The organism is Protofrankia symbiont of Coriaria myrtifolia, assembly GCF_900634755.1.
GTDB lineage: Bacteria > Actinomycetota > Actinomycetes > Frankiales > Frankiaceae > Protofrankia > Protofrankia coriariae.
Genome location: NZ_CAAAFS010000318.1, coordinates 1 through 1,852, shown reverse-complemented (window position 1 = coordinate 1,852; position 1,852 = coordinate 1). Strand labels below are relative to the sequence as shown.

General features: G+C 68.0%; 3 protein-coding genes and 2 tRNA genes. All 5 read left to right on the top strand.

Annotated features, from left to right (window positions below):
• Positions 1-138: 138 nt before the first annotated feature.
• A tRNA-Thr gene (locus tag CM1CMNOD_RS18615) sits at positions 139-211 on the top strand.
• A gap of 83 nt (positions 212-294) precedes the next feature.
• Positions 295-368, top strand: a tRNA-Met gene (locus CM1CMNOD_RS18610).
• Between the two features lie 99 nt (positions 369-467).
• Positions 468-632, top strand: a complete 165-nt coding sequence (gene rpmG, locus CM1CMNOD_RS18605) for a 50S ribosomal protein L33 (protein WP_013875132.1) — start codon at positions 468-470, stop codon at positions 630-632.
• A gap of 311 nt (positions 633-943) precedes the next feature.
• Positions 944-1,393: an FAS1-like dehydratase domain-containing protein gene (locus CM1CMNOD_RS18600; protein WP_013875131.1), complete on the top strand. Its 450-nt coding sequence runs from the start codon at positions 944-946 to the stop codon at positions 1,391-1,393.
• A 36-nt stretch (positions 1,394-1,429) separates the two neighbouring features.
• Positions 1,430-1,852, top strand: a 423-nt coding sequence (locus tag CM1CMNOD_RS18595; protein ID WP_131774102.1) for a MaoC family dehydratase, incomplete at its 3' end; no start/stop codon positions are given.

Sequence of the window (1,852 nt, the reverse complement as noted above, 5' to 3'; positions counted from 1 at the left end):
GGGAGATCCGGGCGGAGCCGCCGGGTGGGTGGGGCACCCGCGGGCGCCGAGCGTCGGCGGCGGCCGCGGACGGCGTCACTGCGATCGGGCCCGCGACACGCACTGCCCCGTCGTCGTGTAACCTAAGGCCGCGTACTCGCCCCTTTAGCTCAGTCGGCAGAGCGTCTCCATGGTAAGGAGAAGGTCTACGGTTCGATTCCGTAAAGGGGCTCTGCGGCACCGGTCGGTAGCCAGGTGAGCGGTTGCCGGCCATCACCCCGTCGGTTGGGCCAGTTGACGGGGTGGGTCCACCCAGGCGGTGTAGCTCAGCCAGGCAGAGCAAGCGGCTCATAATCGCTGTGTCGCCGGTTCAAATCCGGCCACCGCTACCGGTCGGGTCGCGTCCCGCCATGGACGGCGCCGTAGTCGTCCGGCACGTCCAAGCTCTGGTTCGTTCTTGTCCCACCTGCAGGAAGAGGCACAGCACCGTGGCCGCCACCGACGTCCGTCCGAAGATCACCCTGGCGTGTCAGGTGTGCAAACACCGCAACTACATCACGCGCAAGAACCGCCGCAACGATCCGGACCGTCTGGAGCTGCGCAAGTTCTGCCCGAACTGCCGGCATCACACCGAGCACCGAGAGACCCGCTGACCCGGTCGCGGACATCCTCCGGATGCTCGCCGGCCTCCGGGTGACGTCGTCTTCCAGGTTGCCTTCCGAGGGTTCTTCCAGGGGTCCGCGGGTTCCCCCACGATGATGTCGGGCCGCCACGGCCTGTCGGTACGGTGGTCGGGGGGCGTGGGACTAGTGTTCAGTCCGTTGGATTGATCTCTTCACTGTTGGTGATCGCCGCGTCGTGCCCTGGAACCGTCTGTCCTCGCTGGCTGTCGCGTGGGAGTGTTGTAGTTCCCCGGTGCTGCGGGGTGGTTCCAACCGCGGGGACGGCGAGATCGGAGCATGCGGTGCCGCTCAATCGGGACTTTGTCGGACGCAGGTTTGTCGCGGACACTCCCTTTCTGGTCGGTCGCGAACACATCCGGCAGTTCGCGACTGCGATCCAGGATGACAGTCCGCTCTCGCACGATCTTGAGGCCGCCAAGGCGGCCGGCTATATCGATCTTGTAGCGCCGCCCACCTTCCTGACGGCGGTGGCCCTCTGGCGGCCCGTGGTGCCGGTGCATGACCCGCAGCTCGGTCTCGACTACTCGCTGGTGGTGCACGTCGAGCAGCGCTACTCGCTGCGCCGGCCGGTCGTCGCCGGTGACGAGCTCGTCGTCTCCGCCACCATCGCCGACATCCGCAAGGCCGGACGCAACGAGCTGTTGATCAGCGAGTACGAGTTCGTCACGACCGGTGGCGAGCCGGTCGCGACCGCCCGGACGGCGCTGGCCTCGCGCGGCACCGCGGCCTGACGCCCCCAAGGATCAGGAAGGGTGCTGAGCGCTCACATGCCTGCCATCATCGACTACGACGACGTCGAGGTCGGTACCCGGATTCCCGAGCGGGAGTTCCGGATCCGCCGGGAGGACCTTGTCCGCTACTGCGGGGCCTCCGGCGACTTCAACGTGATCCACTGGAACGAGCGGGCGGCGCAGGGCGTCGGCCTGCCCGGTGTGATCGCGCATGGGATGTACACCATGGCCACGGCCGCCCGGCTCGTCACCGACTGGGCGGGGGACCCCGGCAGCGTGGTCGACTACGGCGTCCGGTTCTCCTCCCCGGTGCCGGTGCCGGACGACGACGCCGGTGCCACGCTCGTGGTCAGCGGCGTCGTCGAGAAGAAGCTCGAGGACAACCGGGTGGTCGTCAACCTGACCGTGCGGTTCGACGGCAGCAAGGTGCTGCTGGCCTCCCGGGCCACCGTCCAACTC